Annotated in this window: 12 protein-coding genes; 6 read left to right on the plus strand and 6 right to left on the minus strand. The window is 61.3% G+C overall.

The annotated features are described in order from the left end of the window. Positions 1–43: 43 nt before the first annotated feature. Positions 44–934, minus strand: coding sequence for a LysR family transcriptional regulator (locus DYL59_RS21925; RefSeq protein ID WP_135291051.1), 891 nt, complete (start codon positions 932–934; stop codon positions 44–46). A gap of 102 nt (positions 935–1,036) precedes the next feature. Here DYL59_RS21925 and DYL59_RS21930 point away from each other — a divergent pair, with 102 nt between their 5' ends. Further along, positions 1,037–2,452 carry an aldehyde dehydrogenase family protein gene (locus tag DYL59_RS21930; RefSeq protein ID WP_135291052.1) on the plus strand — a complete coding sequence of 472 codons (1,416 nt, stop codon included), beginning with the start codon at positions 1,037–1,039 and terminating at the stop codon, positions 2,450–2,452. A 134-nt stretch (positions 2,453–2,586) separates the two neighbouring features. Beyond that, positions 2,587–4,479: a penicillin-binding protein 2 gene (gene mrdA / locus DYL59_RS21935; protein WP_135291053.1), complete on the plus strand. Its 1,893-nt coding sequence runs from the start codon at positions 2,587–2,589 to the stop codon at positions 4,477–4,479. Between the two features lies 1 nt (position 4,480). On the opposite strand, the gene DYL59_RS21940 is transcribed toward mrdA, so the two are convergent. Next, positions 4,481–4,882 carry a GFA family protein gene (locus tag DYL59_RS21940; RefSeq protein ID WP_135291054.1) on the minus strand — a complete coding sequence of 134 codons (402 nt, stop codon included), beginning with the start codon at positions 4,880–4,882 and terminating at the stop codon, positions 4,481–4,483. A 211-nt stretch (positions 4,883–5,093) separates the two neighbouring features. Here DYL59_RS21940 and DYL59_RS21945 point away from each other — a divergent pair, with 211 nt between their 5' ends. Continuing rightward, the gene (locus DYL59_RS21945; protein WP_135291055.1) at positions 5,094–5,552 is read left to right on the plus strand and encodes an SRPBCC family protein; all 459 of its coding nucleotides are present in this window, start codon (positions 5,094–5,096) and stop codon (positions 5,550–5,552) included. Positions 5,553–5,596: 44 nt separating this feature from the next. Here the strand turns inward: DYL59_RS21945 and DYL59_RS21950 are convergent, their stop codons facing one another. Continuing rightward, positions 5,597–7,828 (minus strand): TonB-dependent receptor, encoded by a 2,232-nt coding sequence (locus DYL59_RS21950; RefSeq protein WP_135291056.1) that lies wholly within the window; start codon positions 7,826–7,828, stop codon positions 5,597–5,599. Between the two features lie 197 nt (positions 7,829–8,025). Between DYL59_RS21950 and DYL59_RS21955 the strand changes: the two genes are divergently transcribed. The 3 genes from DYL59_RS21955 to DYL59_RS21965 all read left to right on the plus strand — a co-directional run bounded on the left by DYL59_RS21955 (position 8,026) and on the right by DYL59_RS21965 (position 11,782). After that, positions 8,026–10,383: a DNA polymerase II gene (locus DYL59_RS21955; protein WP_135291057.1), complete on the plus strand. Its 2,358-nt coding sequence runs from the start codon at positions 8,026–8,028 to the stop codon at positions 10,381–10,383. Between the two features lie 25 nt (positions 10,384–10,408). Then, complete coding sequence (locus DYL59_RS21960) at positions 10,409–11,041, plus strand: glutathione S-transferase (RefSeq protein ID WP_135291058.1); 633 nt, start codon at positions 10,409–10,411, stop codon at positions 11,039–11,041. A 165-nt stretch (positions 11,042–11,206) separates the two neighbouring features. Further along, positions 11,207–11,782: a DUF4174 domain-containing protein gene (locus DYL59_RS21965; RefSeq protein WP_135291059.1), complete on the plus strand. Its 576-nt coding sequence runs from the start codon at positions 11,207–11,209 to the stop codon at positions 11,780–11,782. Positions 11,783–11,842: 60 nt separating this feature from the next. On the opposite strand, the gene DYL59_RS21970 is transcribed toward DYL59_RS21965, so the two are convergent. The 3 genes from DYL59_RS21970 to DYL59_RS21980 all read right to left on the minus strand — a co-directional run bounded on the left by DYL59_RS21970 (position 11,843) and on the right by DYL59_RS21980 (position 15,859). Then, positions 11,843–12,865, minus strand: a complete 1,023-nt coding sequence (locus tag DYL59_RS21970) for an acyltransferase family protein (RefSeq protein ID WP_193557574.1) — start codon at positions 12,863–12,865, stop codon at positions 11,843–11,845. 163 nt (positions 12,866–13,028) lie between these two features. Next, a complete protein-coding gene (murJ, locus tag DYL59_RS21975; RefSeq protein WP_135291061.1) occupies positions 13,029–14,432 on the minus strand; it encodes a murein biosynthesis integral membrane protein MurJ in 1,404 nt (467 codons plus the stop codon). After that, positions 14,432–15,859: an O-antigen ligase family protein gene (locus tag DYL59_RS21980; protein ID WP_193557575.1), complete on the minus strand. Its 1,428-nt coding sequence runs from the start codon at positions 15,857–15,859 to the stop codon at positions 14,432–14,434. The genes murJ and DYL59_RS21980 overlap by 1 nt, the downstream gene beginning before the upstream one ends. Positions 15,860–15,861: the final 2 nt, after the last annotated feature.

The raw sequence follows: 15,861 nt of genomic DNA on the forward strand, positions 1-15,861 counted from the left end.
CCAGAAAAGTTATTGCCGCTGCCTCGTTTGGCTATCACGTCGACTAGAAGCCTTCCTCCCTGATCAGTTCAATCAACGCCCTCAACCCCGCCGGTACATGACGCCTTCCTGGGTAATAGAGGCGTAGCTTCTCTAACGATGGTGTCCATTCTTCCAAGACACGCACCAAGGTCCCTGCCGCCAGGTCCGCCGCCGCATTCCACTCCGTCAAATAGACCAACCCTACCCCTGCCCGAGCAGCCTCAAGCATCAGCGTTGGGTTATCCAGGGTTATGGGCCCCTGTACATCCACGGTAATGGCTTCGCCGTGACGCTCGAACTCCCAGCGATAAATCGCACCGCTCGGCATTCGGGAACGGATGCATTCGTGAGTGTTTAAGTCCAGTGGATTCAATGGGGCAGGGTGATTGGAGAAGTAAGCAGGGCTACCCAGTACCGCAAAACGCTGTCGGGGGCTGATATCAACAGCGATCATGTCCTGGGGAATGCTGTCACCCAAGCGAATCCCGGCATCAAAACCTTGGGCGACGATATCAACCAGACGTCCCTCAGTAACAATATCCAGCTTCATTTGTGGATAGCGACGCATGTACTCCAAAAACAGCGGCATCACCTGTTTGGCTGCCCCTGCTGAGGTGTTTAGGCGCAAGGACCCGCTCGGCATTGCCTGGCGATTACCGGCATGCTCCAGTGCCACGCGGATGGTCGAGAGGGCCGGCGTAATGGTGCTTACAAATTCGGCGCCCACTTCCGTCAACGAAACACTGCGGGTCGTGCGGTTAAACAAGCGCACGCCCATTCGCGCTTCCAGCCCGGCAATCGAGTGGCTCAACGCCGACGTCGATACATTCAACTCAGTCGCCGCTGCGCGAAAACTTCGATGGCGAGCCACGGCCAGCACCGCTTCCAATTCGTTCAGCCCAGAGGTATTCATTGTCCTGTATCGCTCATTAGCTCGTGCCGGTTTGTACGGATTATCAGGTCAATCATAGTGGCTTACCGTAGCGTCTACCAACTGAGTCCCTGCGGAGCGCCCATGCAACAGATCAACCAGATCTACATCAACGGCCAATTTGTAACGCCTCACGGCACGGAATTGTTCGACTTGTACAACCCGGCGACGGCCAAGCCCATAGGCCACGTCAGATTGGCCGATGAGCAGGATGCGCTGGACGCCATCCAAGCAGCCAAACAGGCCTTCCCCAACTTCTCCCGAACCACTAAAGCAACGCGTATCGACTACCTCAAGCGCATGCACGCCGCTGTGGTGTCAGTAGAAGCCGAACTCACTGCCGCAATCATTGAGGAATACGGTGCCCCCATCGCCCGTGCGGTCTGGATGGCCAGGCATGCGGCGAATGTTCTGTTGGATGCCGCGAATGTGCTACAGGATTACCATTTCACACAGCGCATTGGCAGTGCTGACGTCACGATGCAGCCTCTTGGCGTTGCCGGGCTCATCACCCCCTGGAATAGCAATGCGGGTTTTATCTGCGCAAAACTCGCTGCTGCACTGGCAGCAGGTTGCACGGCAGTGATCAAGCCCAGTGAAATGAGCGCCCTTCAAACCGCCATCGTCACGCGGGCGCTGCATCAGGCCGGGTTGCCTGCCGGTGTTTTCAATATTGTTACCGGCAGGGGCGAAACCGTAGGCGCCTTGCTGAGCAAGCACCCCGATATCGCCAAGGTTTCGTTTACCGGTTCAACTGCTGTGGGCAAGCACATCCTGCGTGCCGGTGCTGAAACCCTGAAACGCATCACGTTGGAATTGGGGGGCAAGTCGCCGGTACTGATTCTCGATGATGCAGACTTCAAACAAGCCGTCCCCATGGCGTTGCAAGCCGGCTTCATGAACAGCGGACAAGCCTGCGTTGCCGGAACCCGAATGCTTGTCCCTGAGCACCGCTTGGCTGAAGTCGAAGCATTGATTGTCGAGCAAATCGTCAACATTCACGCAGGCGATCCCCAAGATTCAAACACCAGTGTCGGCCCCATGGTCAGCCTCAAACAATGGCAGCGCGTTCAGCACTACATCCAGATCGGGATTGAAGAGGGCGCGCACCTCCTGGCGGGAGGCCCCGGCCTGCCGGATGGCATCGAGGCCGGTTGGTTCGTCAGACCCACTGTGTTCAGCCGCGTCACCAATCAAATGAAAATCGCCCGCGAAGAGATATTCGGCCCGGTGCTTTCGGTCATTACCTACAAGGATGAGACACAAGCCCTGGCCATTGCCAACGACACACCTTACGGCCTCCAGGCCTACATCCTGTCCTCCAACGCGCCAAAAGCCCACGCGCTGGCCGCTCATATCGACGCTGGCCGCGTGCTGATCAACACCCTGGCCCACGAGCCCCGCGCCCCTTTCGGCGGTTTCAAACAATCTGGTATCGGTCGGGAATACGGCACATTCGGCTTGGAAGCCTTTATGGAGCCAAAATCCGTCCTGTCTTGATAAAACAGCATGCCGTTGGGGAAATCGATGCAAAGTGTTTCTGCATTTTTGGTATGGTGCAGCACATTTTCACAGGGATAGGCCTTTCTTCCGCAGGATGCGGCGTCGATTTTTTTCAACGAGATGCTGTAGAAATGCCAGAGCCCATACCTATCAAGGATCACGAAAAAGAAAACCGACTGGTCAACAAGCGCCTGCTCGCCTGCGCGTTGTTGGTGATCGGCATCACCTGCGCGTTGGTGGGACGCATGTATTTCCTGCAGGTCGTACAGTTCGACTATCACTCCACGATTTCCGAAAACAACCGCGTGCATGTGCTGCCGATCACGCCCACGCGCGGCCTGATCTACGACCGCAATGGCGTAGTACTGGCCGATAACCGCCCCAGCTACAACCTGACCATCACCCGCGAGCGCACCACCGATCTCAAGGGTGAATTGGACGCCATCGTCAATTTGCTGCACCTGCCCGCCGAAGACCGCGCTGTCTTCGACAAAGCGCTGAAGCAGGCACGTCACCCCTTTGTTCCGGTGACGCTGTTTTACGAGTTGACCGAAGAACAGATCGCGCTACTGGCCGTCAACGAGTTTCGCCTGCCAGGCGTCGACGTAGAGCCGCAATTTGTCCGTCACTACCCGTTGGGCGCTCATTTTGCCCACTCCATTGGCTATGTGGGGCGGATCAACGAGAAAGAGTCCAAGGCCCTCGATTCCGTGGAGTACCGTGGCACGCAGTCCATCGGCAAAACCGGCATCGAGCGCTTCTACGAGTCCGAATTGCATGGCCATGTCGGCTATGAGGAGGTCGAGACCAACGCTCAGGGCCGCGTACTGCGCGTGCTCAAGCACACTGACCCGATCCCCGGCAAAAACATCGTATTGAGTCTCGACGTCCATCTGCAGGAAGCTGCCGAAGAGGCCCTGGGTGACCGCCGTGGTTCCGTTGTAGCCCTCGATCCGCAAACGGGCGAAGTACTGGCCATGGTCAGCAAGCCCAGTTTCGACCCGAACCTTTTTGTTACGGGCATCAGCTTCAAGGAATACGCCGCGCTGCATGATTCCATCGACCGGCCGCTGTTCAACCGTGTGCTCAGAGGGCTTTACGCCCCAGGCTCGACCATCAAGCCCGAAGTCGCGATCGCCGGCCTCGACAGCGGTGTGGTCACCGCCCAAACCCGCGTGTTCGACCCTGGTTACTACCAGTTGCCAGACTTTGACCACAAATACCGCAACTGGAACCACAGCGGCGACGGCTGGGTAGACATGGACGCAGCCATCATGCGCTCCAACGACACCTATTTTTACGATTTGGCGCACAAGCTGGGTATCGATCGCCTGCACGACTACCTGGCCGAGTTCGGGCTTGGCCAGAAAGTCTCGCTGGACATGTTCGAAGAGTCCGCCGGCCTGATGCCATCCCAGTCTTGGAAGCGTGCCACCCGACGCCAACCCTGGTTCCCCGGCGAAACCGTGATCCTGGGGATCGGCCAGGGCTATATGCAAGTCACGCCGCTGCAGCTGGCCCAGGCCACCGCGCTGATCGCCAACAAAGGCGTGTGGAACCGACCGCACCTGGCCAAGACCATCAACGGCGTGCCGCCGGTGGATGAAAACCCGATGCCCAACGTCGTCCTCAAGGACCCGCGCGACTGGGAACAGGTCAACCACGGCATGCAACTGGTCATGCACGACCCACGCGGTATCGCCCGCGCGGCCGCCCAAGGTGCGCAATACCGCATCGCCGGCAAGAGTGGTACGGCGCAAGTGGTGGCAATCAAGCAGGGCGAGCGTTATGACCGAAACAAGACCCTTGAACGCCATCGCGACAACGCCTTGTTCGTCGGCTTTGCACCCGCCGAGCACCCGAAAATCGTGATCTCGGTGATGATCGAAAACGGCGAGGCCGGTGGCCGCGTGGCAGGCCCGGTGGTGCGGCAGATCATGGATGCCTGGCTGCTCGACCAGGAGGGGCACCTGAAGCCCCAATATGCGACGCCGGCCAAGGCGCCTGGAGACCCAAAGGTTTGACTCAGGCTTTCCATTCGCCCCACTGCTCTATGCCTTCATAGGCAAGCCAGGGCACACCGTGGGTTGTCCAGATGTGCGAAGTGGGCCTGGCGCCAGGGTCGTTATCCAGCGTCGCCACTCGCACAATGACATGGGGCTGATGCAAACGCTCGGCTATCAGATGAGAGCCGCACCGCGAGCAGAAATGCCTGAACTTCCCCGGCGAAGATTCATACGACGACAACAGCGACTGGCCCTGAGTCCAGCGAAAGTGTTCGCGCATGACCCCCGCCGTTGAAGCGAAGGCCGCTGCGTGAACCTTGCGGCAGCTTTGGCAATGGCAGTGGCTGATGGGCATATCCAGGCTGTCCAGTTCGTACTGCACGGCCTTGCAGAAACAACTTCCATGGAGTTGTTGAGTCATAGGTGCGTCGCCTTGAGGGAGATTCAGCAATCTACCTTTCGCGACCCTGATGCGCACCACTTCAAGCGCCAGAACTTCCAGTACGACGCTATGGGCACCTTTAACGACGTTGCCTGGGTCGAGCCGCGTTATGGGATGGTCAATGCCAATGCGCAGCCGAAAAGGTTGCGCATTGTTCGATGTCGCCTACTGTCAATGGAGGAGGTGACATATGCACGTATTGGATCGCATAGAACGAAAAGTGCTGCTTAACGCTTCACGTAAACAGGTGTGGGAAGCCTTGACCGACGCCGAGCAATTCGGCAAATGGTTTGGGATCGCCCTCAAAGGCAAAACCTTCACGGCGGGGCAAACCCTGGAAGCGCCGATCACGTATCCGGGTTACGAACATGTGATGTGGAAAGCCAAGATCGAGCGCATCCTGCCGCAAACGCTGTTCTCGTTCTGGTGGCATCCCTTTGCGGTAGACGCAGGCGTCGACTATGACAACGAAACCCCGACCCTGGTGGAGTTCACCCTTGAGGATCGCGCCCCTGGCATTCTGCTGCGGGTGGTCGAGTCTGGTTTTGACACCGTGCCCGAGGCCCGTCGGCAGAAGGCCTTCAAGATGAACTCCCGTGGCTGGGATGAGCAGATGGGCAATATCGAAGCCTACCTGGGCCAGGCGTAATTCAAACACGGCAGTAGTGAGCGGGCGTGCCCGCTCACTGCCGGTTAGAAGTCCACGGTTGCCGACAGTTTAGCCACACGCGGATCGCCCTGGGTCAGGTAGCCGCCCAGTGCCGATTCCCAGTATCGGGTATTGGCGACGTTCTCCACCGTAGCGCCCAGCGTCACGTCACGCTGATCCACTTTGAAGCTGTAGCGTGCGCCCACGTCGAAGCGGTTCCACGCTGGCAGGCTGAGGTTGTTGGCCGCGTCGGCATACTGGCCGCCGGTGCGCAGCATGCGCCCGTTGACGCTCACGCCTTGCAAGCCCGGCACATCCCAATCCACCCCGGCATTGAGTTGGAACGATGGCACGCCCACCGCCCGGTTGCCGTCGTTGGCGCCGCCGGCGGTGCCGCTGACTTCGGTGTGGATATACGTTGCGCCACCCAGCAAACGCAGGCCTGGTACCGGCTCACCGAAAACGTTGAGTTCTACGCCCTTGTTGACCTGGTCACCCTGGAACACAAAGGTGGCGGTACCGTCCGCATTCAGCGTGGAGTAACCCTGGGTTGGTTGCTCGATGCGGTAAACACCCAGCGTCGCGCCGTAGCTGCCCATATCCACCTTCACGCCGGCTTCGGTCTGTTTAGAGCGGGCGGGGGCGTAGGTCTGGTTTTTGTTGGTGACGGTGGCGTTGCCAAACACGGTAGGCGCCGTTGGCCCGGAAGCGAGGCCTTCGATATGGTTGGCATAGAACGACACATGCTCCCACGGCTTGAACACCAGGCCATACACCGGTGTGGTGACACCCTTGGCGTAGTTGGCGGTGCGCGTACCGGTGCCGTAGGCGTAGCCCTGCACCAACAGTTCCTGACGACGCAGGCCCGCGGTGAAGAGCAAGCGGTCATCCATAAAACCAAAGGTGTCCGACACCGCCGCACTGCGAGCGAAAGTCTTGGCGGTGATGCCTGGGTCGTTCATGTCGCCGCCGGTGGAGCCGCCCTTGACCGGTTCAGCCACATCGACTGGGTGGTAGATATTGCTCGCATGCTCGGTGAAGTCAAAGTCATAGGCGTTGCGCGCCTGGGTCCAGATACCCGTCAGGCCCAGGTTCAGCGAGTGGCTGACCGGGCCGGTCTGGAACTTGCCGTTGAGGCCGGCCATCAGGCTGGTGTTGTCTTCCTGGTGGGCAATGCGCGAGCCGGTCACCGTGGCGTTGCCGGCGGTGTCATTGAGGGTGGTGGACGAATAGCGGCCTATTTCATCGGTGTGCTTGGCGCCGCCGGCGACATAGGCGGTCCAGTTGTCGTTGAGGTCATACTCGGCACGCAGCATGCCGAAGGTGTCTTCCAGGCTGGTGGTGGCCCAGCTTGGGGCGTAGTTGGTGTCGGCCGAAGGGGCGTTGGGGATGTGGGTCAGGTCGCTGCCGAGAAACACCGAGTTACGCCCGCCGTTGACCTGCTGCTTCTGGTACACAAAGTCCCCCGACAGGCGCAGCGCATCGCCGCGATAGTCCAGGCCCACCGAAAACAGCTTGGAGCGCTGGTTCTCGTGGTCGATGCCGGTATCGCCTTCGCGCTGGGAAATATTCACCCGTGCGCCAAAGCGGTTGTCCTCGCCAAAGCGCTGGCCGATGTCCAGGTGCTCGCCAATCCGGCCGTCGTTGCTGATGTCGGTGCTGAAGCGGCGTAACGGCACATCATCGGCGCGCTTGGGTTGCAGGTTCACTCCGCCACCGATGCCCGAACCGCCTGGGGTTACACCGTTGATAAAGGCGTTGGGGCCCTTGAACACCTCGACCCGCTCCAGGGCGTCGGTGGACATCAGTTGGCGCGGCAGGATCCCGTATAGACCGTTGAGGGAAATATCGTCGCCATTGAGGGGCAGGCCACGAATCACAAAAGCCTGCGATTGGTTGCCATAGCCCGAAGCCTGGCGCACGGAGGAATCATTGAGCAGCACATCGCCGATGGTTTCGGCCTGCTGGTCGCGAATCAGTTGTTCGGTGTAGGAAGACATGCTGAACGGCACGTCCATGATGTCCTGGTTGCCCAGCACCCCCAATTGGCCGCCGCGTGCCACTTGGCCGCCGGCATACACCGGGGGCAGGGCGCTTGGCGCAGGGGCTTGGGCGCTGATGGTGGTGGCACCCAATTGCAGTGTGTTGTCGTCCTGACGGTTGTTCGCATCCTGCGTGGTGGCTGGGGTGGCGGCGTGAGCGGTAAGGCTCAGGGCGCAGCAAAGGGCGAGCAAGGTTGGACGAAACGGCACAGCGAATGGCGTACAGGTGGGCATGGTCGATCCTGACGGCGAACCGTCAATGTGAGGAAAGGGCAACAAACGTTGCGCGTCCTCGCTGCGCGGATACGACTCCGGTGCGAATGATAGTAATTGTTATTAGCATGCCGCAACAAATATTTACGTGCCCGGTCTGTGTGCCTGCATAGCCGAGTAGAATCACGCCCTGAAAGCGATTCCTGAGGTGCGGTACGGTGGATTTACAGCAGGGTTTTGTCCTGACCCGGCATTGGCGCGACACCGCCTTGGGCACCGAGGTCAGCTTCTGGCTGGCCACCGACGCGGGCCCGAGGTTTGTCCGCCTGCCCATGCAGACCTCCGTGGTGTTCATCCCCGAGGCCCACCGCAAGCCGCTGGATTGGCTGCTCAAGGGCGAGCGCGAGATTGAACTGCGCCCGCTGCAACTGTGCGATTTCCATCACCGCCCGGTCCTGGGCCTCTACACCCGCCAGCACCGCCAATTGATGGACGTGGAAAAACGCCTGCGCGCTGCCGGTGTGGACGTGTACGAAGGCGACATACGCCCGCCAGAGCGCTACATGATGGAGCGTTTCATCACCGCGCCCGTGTGGTTTGGCGGTACCCCGGAGGCGGACGGCACGCTGGTGGAGGCGCAGATGAAACCTGCGCCCGAGTACCGTCCGCCGCTGAAGCTGGTGTCCCTGGACATCGAGACCACCGCCCAGGGCGACCTGTATTCCATCGCCCTAGAAGGCTGCGGCGAGCGCCAGGTGTACATGCTCGGTCCGCCGAACAAGCGTGACGCCGTCGACTTCAAGCTCGACTATTGCGACACCCGCGCCCAACTGCTCGAACGCCTCAACCAGTGGATTGCCACCCATGACCCCGACGCGATCATCGGCTGGAACCTGGTGCAGTTCGACCTGCGCGTGCTCCACGAACATGCCCAACGCCTCAACGTGCCGTTGCTGCTTGGCCGTGGCGCCGAGCCCATGGCCTGGCGCGAGCATGGCAGCCGTAGCCACTACTTTGCGGCAGCGGCGGGGCGCTTGATCATCGATGGCATCGAGGCTTTGCGTTCGGCCACTTGGAGCTTCGAATCCTTCAGCCTGGAAAACGTCGCGCAAACCCTGTTGGGCGAAGGCAAGGACATCTCCACACCCTACCAGCGCATGGACGAAATCAACCGCATGTTCGCCGAGGACAAGCCCGCCCTGGCGCGCTACAACCTCAAGGACTGCGAACTGGTCACGCGGATTTTCGCCAAGACCGAGCTGCTCAAGTTCCTGCTGGAGCGGGCCAGCGTCACCGGTTTGCCGGCCGATCGCAACGGTGGTTCCGTCGCCGCCTTTACCCACCTGTACATGCCGCTGATGCACCGCCAGGGTTTCGTCGCGCCGAACCTGGGGGACAAACCGCCCCAGGCCAGCCCCGGCGGTTTTGTGATGGACTCACGCCCTGGTCTCTACGAATCGGTGCTGGTGCTGGACTACAAAAGCCTGTACCCGTCGATCATCCGCAGCTTTCTCATCGACCCTGTGGGCCTGATCGAAGGCCTCAAGCATCCGGATGACAGCGACTCGGTGGAAGGCTTTCGCGGCGCACGGTTTTCCCGCACACGGCACTGCTTGCCGTCCATCGTCGCGCGTGTGTCAGAAGGCCGCGAAGAGGCCAAGCGCGAGCATAACGCGCCGCTGTCCCAAGCCCTGAAAATCATCATGAACGCTTTCTACGGCGTGCTTGGTTCCAGCGGTTGCCGGTTCTTCGACACGCGGTTGGCGTCATCGATCACGATGCGTGGCCACCAGATCATGCGCCAGACTCGCGCACTGGTTGAGGCCCAGGGTTTTGATGTGATCTACGGCGACACCGACTCCACCTTCGTCTGGCTCGGCAAGGCCCATTCCCAAGAGGACGCGGGCCGCATCGGCCGTGAGTTGGTGCAGCACGTCAACGCCTGGTGGCGCGCTCACCTGAGCCACGAATACGGCCTGCAAAGCGCCCTGGAACTGCAATACGAAACCCACTTCAGCCGCTTCCTGATGCCGACCATTCGTGGTGCGGAGGAGGGCAGCAAAAAACGCTACGCGGGCCTGGTGATGCGCAGCGATGGCACTGAGGAAATGGTCTACAAAGGCCTGGAAACCGTGCGCAGCGACTGGTCGCCCCTGGCCCGGCGCTTCCAGCAGGAGTTGTACCAGCGCATTTTCCACCGCCAGCCGCACCAGGACTATATCCGCGACTACGTGTGTCGCACCCTGAGCGGTGAATTCGACGAGTTGCTGATCTACCGCAAACGCCTGCGCCGCCGCCTGGACGACTACGAACGCAACGTGCCACCCCACGTACGTGCCGCGCGCCTGGCCGATGACTACAACGACCGCCTGGGCCGTCCGCGCCAGTACCAGCGCGGCGGCTGGATCAGCTATGTGATCAGCGTCAACGGCCCGGAACCCTTGGAAGTGCGACAAGCACCCATCGACTACGATCACTACGTGACCCGACAATTGCAGCCAGTGGCCGACGCGATCCTGCCGTTCGTGGATGACGATTTCAGTACGCTCGTGGGCGGGCAAATGGGCCTGTTTTAAACGTTGGGAAAGGAGGAAAGCCCCCATGTACACGCTCTATGGCATCGACGAATCCGGCTCCTGCATGATCGAAATCGCCCTGCAGCGTTGCGCGGTGCCGTGGCAACGGGTCGATGCGGCCTCGTGGGCCAGTGGCGAGGGCAGTGACGAACTGGCCCGCATCAACCCCCTCAAACAAGTCCCCACCCTGATCACCCCCGATGGCCAGGTACTGACCGAGAGCGCTGCGATCATGATTCACCTCGGGTTGGAACATCCCGCCTCTGAATTGCTGGCCGGCAACCGTGGGCAGATCATCCGTGGCCTGGTGTACATCGCCGCTAACTGCTACTCGGCCATCGGCATCATCGACTACCCGCAACGCTGGCTGGGTAACGTCAATGAGACGGTACAGGCGCAACTGGTCACGGGCACCCGGCGTTACCTTCACCAGGCCTGGGTGGTGTTTGCCGATCAGTTTGCCGAGCAACTGCTGGCGCCCAGCGGGGTGCCCAATGCCTTGGGTATCACGGCCGCCGCGGTGTCGCGCTGGGACGCTGCGCGGGAGGCTTTGAGCGGCCTGGCACCGGGCTTTGCGCAAACCCTGGCGCAGGTGGACGCCGACCCCGTCGTAGCACCCGTGTTTGCACGGCATTGGCCTGAGTGGAAGGTCTCATGATGTTTCCGTAATCAGTGGAAACAATCACCGCCAACCGCGCCGAACCCCTTGCTTCACGGGCGTCCTGGCCTACGCTTTCTTAAACCGCTGTAGGAATCATCCTTGAATTTGACTGTCGCAGACATGAAACTCAAGAACCCTGCATGGAATTCAAAGGAGGTGCGCATGCTCATCCGGTCGCTGACCCTGGCTACCTTGATGGCTTTTACGGGGCCGCTGTTGGCCGCTGAGGATATCAACCCGCTCAAGCAAGACCTGGGCAAGGCTCGACCGCTGGTGGTCGTGGAGCTTGATTCGGGTAACTCCACCTTGGCGACCCTCCAGAAGCAACTGGACGAACCGGCCAACAAGCAGGCGTTTGAAGAGCGCAGCATGGTGTTCTACACCGTGAAGTTCGGCAGCATTGGCGCCGAAGGGGAAAAGTTCGCCAAAGAGGCCAAAGACAACAAAAAGCTCACGCCACCTGAAACCAACGCCTTGATCCGCGCCCTCAAGCTCGGCGCCGGCAGTGGTACCAAAGTGATCCTGGTGGGCAAGGACGGTGAGAAAAAACTCGAGAAGAACGTGCCGCCGGATACCCTCGACCTGAAGGAATTCTTCACGACCATCGACCAGATGCCGATGGCTGAAAAAGAAGCAGCCGCTGCCGCAGAGCCCGAGCCCGTTGCCCCCGCGCCGACCAAAGGCGCCAAAGCAGTTAAACCGGGCAGCAAGCCAGCGCCACAACAACTCGACGATTGACCTGATCCAGCCTGAGCGTTGGATCTCTGTGGGAGGGAGCAGGCGCCCTCCCACAATGCTTCAACGTTGTTCTTCAGGTTGCTTGCGCACCGGAAACGGAAAGTAGAAAAACCGCAAGAACGCCACCCGCTTGATCACTTCCCCGATCAACAACGGCGCCACCACCGCCACCACCCACCCCACGCATGCCGCCGCAAACGGGGGCAGCCCCACACGCTCCATCAAGTCGAAGGTCTTGTGCTGGATCTCCCCATGGAAGATCAGCAGGATCAACGTGGACTGGCCAATGTAGGTCATCGCCCGCGTGAGCACGCTCGACACCATGAGCACTCGCGCCAGCGCCCAGCACAGGTAAACCCCGATCACCGCCAGCAGGCTGGTCCACAACCAATGGTCATAGCGCCGTTGCGCCAGGTCCATGGTGTCGCCGCGCCAGAGGAACACTGCCGCAAACAGCAGCGCCGAAATCACCAGCGTCAGCAGCGAACCTTCATGCCGGCGCAGCCAGTCCCGCAGCAGGTAGCCCAGGATGAAACAGGCGCTGCTGATCAAGGTGATATCGATGCTGAAGGGCAGCCCCGGCAACACCCAGGTTTGGCCACCCACGGTCACCGGCAGTTGCCAGAACAACGGCAGTATCAACGTGCCGACCCACAGCATCACTGCCATCAATGCGCAATTGGCTGCCAACGGCAGGCGCTGGATCAGCCGCAGCCCCCCCCAACTGAACAGGAGCACCACCCAGAAGTGCGGCAAAAACCACAATGCTTGCCACGGGATGGTGTCCACCGAGGCATACAGCACGCCGCCGATATCCGGCAACAGCGGCTGGCCGCGCAGCACGTCGCGTACGATCACATACAGCAACATGGTGAAGAAAAACGGCTTGAGCAGGCCGTCGGCCTTGCGCACCGCCATCTCGCCGAAGGGCTGCTCCGGCTTGAACAACACGCCGGACAAAAAGAAGAACAGCGGCAACACGAACGAGGCCAGGATCGGGTACATCAGGTCTGGAGAGGTGGCCACAAACCAACTGTGGGCATACACGATCACCAGGATGCCGATGCCTTTGGCGATGTCCATTTGAATCCAGCGATTTTTCACCTGATCACCTCTCTGCCAGACACCCGGCTCCCTGTAGGAGCGGGCTTGCCCGCGAAAAACTCACATCCAGCGCGTTCATTCAGAATGCCCGCGTCATCATTAACGACCTTCGCGGGCAAGCCCGCTCCTACAGGGAAATGCGTCATGCCTTGCGCCATGGCTTGAGCCACAACCCCATCCCCAGTAACACCACGGCGCCGGCCAGGGTGCTCAGGCCCAGTTGCAGCCACACGCCTTCAATACGGAATAGCGCCAGTGCCGCCAAGCCCATCAGCACGGCGCTGAGCAGCCAATGGCGTGCCCACGGCAGAGCATCGAGCAGGGCCTGGCGCTGCATCAGCAGCAACGCCGTGCAGATCACGCCCGCCAAGGCTGCCAAGGGGATACCCGCCAAGCCGAACACAAAGGGCAGGGCACCCAACAGCAGCACGTTGACCAGGCTGCCGAGCAGTTCGCAGCGCAGTGGCTGGCGCGTGTCGCCAGCGGCGTAGGCATAGCGGGCGAGCAGGGCGTTCCAGGCGCCGAACACCAGCGGCACGGCAAACCAGGCCAGCAACAGGGGCAGCGGCGAATCGGCCGATTGCTTGGGCAGCAACAACGCCACCAGGCTCGGCGCCGCCGCCACCAGGCCGACACCGGCAGGCAGGGTCAGCAGGCTGGCGGTTTGCACGCCACGTTTGAGCAGGGCCAGGCGCTCATCGCCCTGGCGGCGACTCATCATGCCCAGCAGCACCTGGTTGAGGCTCATCAGGGCAATCAGCGGCAGGTTCATCAGCTTGCGCGCCAGGTTGACCCAGGTCACCGCGCCTTCCCCCAGCAACGACGCCACCAGCCGTTCGATCAAGGCCAGGCCTTGGCTGGCGCCGTTGCTCAACAACAGCGGGCCAATGCGCTGGCCCAGCTCGCGCAAAGGGGCAAACGACAGCTGCCAACGCCACGGCCGCCAGCCCTGGCGCCACACCGCCGGCAGCATCGCCAGGGGCATCAACAGGCTGCCGGCCAGGCAGGCCAGCGCCAATGAGTGCGGTTGGCTCGCCGTGCCGGCCAGTGCCAGGTAGGCCACCGGCGGCAGGTTGAACAGCAGCGAGCCCAGCCCCGCCAGTACAAAGCGCTCGCTGGCCTGCAACGGGATGCTGAACAGCGCATGTAGCATCAGGCCTGGCACGCACCAGGCGACAACCTGCAAATTGCTCGCCGCCAACGCCGTGGCCGCCAACCCAGGGCCAAGCAACTGCACCAGCCATGGCGCCAACAGCGTCAGCAACAGGCTGGTCACTACGGCAATCACCATGAGCGCGGGAAACAACACCGCCAGCCAGTCCAACCGTTCGCGCTCCTTGCGTGCCAGGTACAGGGGCAACGCGGCGGCGCTCAGCACGCCACCGGCCAAGGACATGCGCAACGCCTCGGGTAAAAACAGCGCGATCAAGAACGCATCGCTACGCTCCCCCGCGCCCCAGGCCGCCACCAGCAACCATTCCCGCGCAAAGCCCAGGCACAGCCCCAGCAAGGTCGCCAGGGTCAACCAGACGGCGGAGCCGAGCATCAGCGTGGCGCGCCTTCAAGCAGCGGCTCGGCCACATCCACGCGCTTGACCTGGGGCAACCGCGCCGGGAACAAGCGGCGTGCTTCCAGCACATTGATGCCCACCATCAGCCAAAACAGCGCCACCATCACCACCGCAAAGCTGAAGTAGTGGTCGAATACACCACTGACCAGCGCCGACAGAATCCCGCCGGTGGTGCCCAGCCACAGCGCGTTGTCCTTGGTCAGGCGGATCGGGCCCTGTTCCGGGCGCGCCTCACGCCACCAGCGCAGGGTCACCGCCACAAAGAACAGCATGCCGATGATGCCGAGCTTGTAGACATAGTTCAGCCACAGGTTGGAGATGCCCAGCAGATGGCTGCCCGGTACCGGCGGGTCGACCTTGAAGCCGATGCCCAGCGGGTACGCCGCCACCGCTTGCGGGAACATGCGGTATTCGTCAAAGCGCACTTCGGTACTGGCGTTGTCCGACGAAAAAATCGTCGCCAGGCGCTCCTGCAACGGTGGGTAGGCCAGCACCAACGCCACCGTCAGCGCCGCGCCGATCATCAGCAGGCGGCCGGTGTAAGGCACGCGTCGGGTCGCCATCCATATCAGCACCAACGCCAGGCTGACCATGGCGCCACGGCTACTGGCCAACAGCAAGGCGGCCGCACCCAGGCAGGCCACGCCCAGGCCCAGTGCGCGTTTCCAACCCTGCTCGGTCATGCCAAAACAGAAGGCCATGGGCAGCAGCAACGCCATGATCCCGCCGATGGCGTTGGGGTGGGTCCAGGGCGAACCCATGCGCGGGGACATCGCCTCCAGACCGAATTTCAAAGTGTCGAAGTTGGCGTAGTTGAACATCCCCAGGATCGGCGCGATGCCCGCGCCCGAGCGGGTGTACACAAACACCGCAATCGACAGCACCAGCATCGCCAGGGTGCCCAGCAGCAGGGCGATCACCAGGGATTCGCGGTGCTTGCGGTCTACCAGCAACTGGGCCGCCAGGAACACCCCCGACAGGTTCAACAACCAGCGCAGCCAGTTGGCCACGCCGCTGCTGTCGGCATGGGTGATGACCTGGCCGACGATAAACGGGAACACACTGAACAGCATCAGCCACAACAGCATCTGGTCAGTGGGGCGTCGGGCGAACGTGGTCCCATCAGGCATGCGCGACAAGAACCGATGCCACACCACCGCGCCCCAGGTCAGGGCCAGGATCGCTTCGCTGACGGTGGTGCGAATGCCCAGGTTGACCGTGGAGTACGGCATGAACGTCGCCATCAGGGCAAACAGCAGCAAGCCCCAGAACGGAAAGCGCAGGATGGTCACCGCTCCCGCCAGGCCAATCACGGCAAGGAACGCCTTGGCCGGTGACAGCAGCAGTGCCAGCGCGCCAAACAGCAGGCCAAGGAGGATGGCGACGACACTTGCCAGGTTCACTC

Origin of the sequence: Pseudomonas kairouanensis (genome assembly GCF_004682055.1) — a bacterium.
GTDB lineage: Bacteria > Pseudomonadota > Gammaproteobacteria > Pseudomonadales > Pseudomonadaceae > Aquipseudomonas > Aquipseudomonas kairouanensis.